The organism is Sphingobium sp. ba1 (assembly GCF_000743655.1).
Lineage (GTDB): Bacteria > Pseudomonadota > Alphaproteobacteria > Sphingomonadales > Sphingomonadaceae > Sphingobium.
Map to the genome: position 1 here is coordinate 1,747 of NZ_JPPQ01000013.1, position 1,865 is coordinate 3,611.

Sequence of the window (1,865 nt, forward strand, 5' to 3'; positions counted from 1 at the left end):
CGTCATCAGCAGCATATCGGATGGCCTCGCCATCCATGCCGTCGTCGCCACCCTATGCATCGTCGCGGCGCTGCGCGTTTTTTCCGCCATCTTCTTTCATCGCCAGTTGGTGCGCGGCACCGCCGTCGCATCGCGCAACTGGGAACTCGCCTATGAATTGGGCGCCTGGGCCTATTCCGGGCTGCTCGGCCTCATGGGATTCGTCACCTTGATCGGATCGGCCAATCCGATCACCCATATGCTCAGCGTGTCGATGGCGACCGGCTATGCCGGCGGCATTTCGGGTCGCAACGCCGGGCGAGTGCAGATCGCCATCGGTCAGGTCTGCCTCGCATTGCTGCCAACCGCGCTCGGCCTGTGGCTGGAGGGATCGACCGGCTACCGCGTTCTATCCGTCGCGATGGTCGCGATGATATTGGGCCTCGCTGAAATCAGTTCGACCACGCACCGCATCGTTGTGCAGGCGCTGATCGGGCGGCGCGACAAGTCGCTGCTGGCCGAGAAATTCGAGCGACTGGCGCGCTATGATAATCTGACCGGCCTGGAAAACCGCATGGCGATGCAGATGCGCCTGCGCGAAATCTTCGAAACCACCGAGAAGCGCGTCGATGCCGTCGCCATCCTGTGGATGGATGTCGATCGGTTCAAGGAGATCAACGACTCGCTCGGCCATATGGTCGGCGACCGGCTGCTGCGCGCCGTGGCGGAACGTTTGGCCGACGTGGTGCAGGGGCGGGGGCGGATCGCCCGTTTCGGCGGCGACGAATTCGTCATCATCTGTCCCGATACCGATCGCGTCACCGCAGCGGCGATCGCGCAGGAAATCATCGCCTATTTTGCCCATGGCTTCGATCTGTCCGACCATCATCTCCAGGTCACGGCTTCGATCGGCTATGCCGTCGCGCCACAGGATGGCCGCGACATGGACGAACTGATGCAACATGCCGACCTCGCGCTCTACGAAGCCAAAGGAGCGGGGCGCAACCGGGCATCCAGCTTCAACTGGTCGCTCAAGGAGCGGTTCAACCGCATCCACGAGATCGAGACCGGCCTGCGCCGCGCGCTGGATGGCGACGAACTGAAACTGATGTTCCAGCCGATCGTGGCGCTGGATGGCGGCGATATCGACGCTTGCGAAGCGCTGATCCGCTGGAACCATCCCGTGCTGGGGGCCATCCCCCCGTCCGAATTCATCCCGATCGCCGAAAGCATGGGCCTGATCGAAGCCTTGACCGGCTGGGTGCTGCGTCAGGCCTGCATCGCCGCGGCGGCCTGGCCCGGCGACGTGCGCGTGGCCATCAACATCTCGCCGGCCTCGCTCAAATCGCACGACTTGCCCGGCAATGTCATCGCCGCGCTGCTGGAAACCGGCTTGCCCGCCCGTCGGCTCGAACTGGAAGTCACCGAATCCATCTTCCTCGATGATAGCGGCCAGACCAGCACGATCCTGCGCGAATTGCAGCGGATCGGCCTGCGCCTGGCGCTTGATGATTTCGGCACCGGCTATTCCTCGCTCTCTTATCTGCGCTCCTACCGGTTCGACACGCTCAAGATCGACCAGAGCTTCATGGCGGGGACCAGTGCCAACGCCGAAGATCGCGCGATCGTCCGCGCGATCGGCAATCTCGCGCGCGACCTGTCGATGGACACGGTCGCCGAAGGGATCGAGACGCAGGACCAACTCGCCCACGCGCGCGAGGCTGGCTTCACCAATGTTCAGGGCTATTTGTTCAGCCGTCCGGTCACCCATGAACGGATCATCGAACTGATCGAGGCGGGGCCGCTCCATGGCGAGGAACGACCCGACCCGGCCATCCGCCGTCGCCGCCTCGCCTGAACCGCCGTCGCTCAGCGCAGGCGGGTCT

The 1,865-nt window shown here is 64.0% G+C and carries 1 protein-coding gene (running past one end of the window); it reads left to right on the forward strand.

Features of this window, described 5'->3' with window-relative positions; translation table 11 throughout:
• Positions 1 to 1,837, forward strand: partial view of a putative bifunctional diguanylate cyclase/phosphodiesterase gene (locus tag IL54_RS01920; protein ID WP_076605450.1) — the 3' portion only. Its footprint begins 203 nt before the window's first position; the window shows 1,837 of its 2,040 coding nt (coding positions 204-2,040); its start codon lies beyond the left edge, outside the window; it ends in the stop codon at positions 1,835 to 1,837.
• The last annotated feature ends 28 nt before the right edge of the window (positions 1,838 to 1,865 follow it).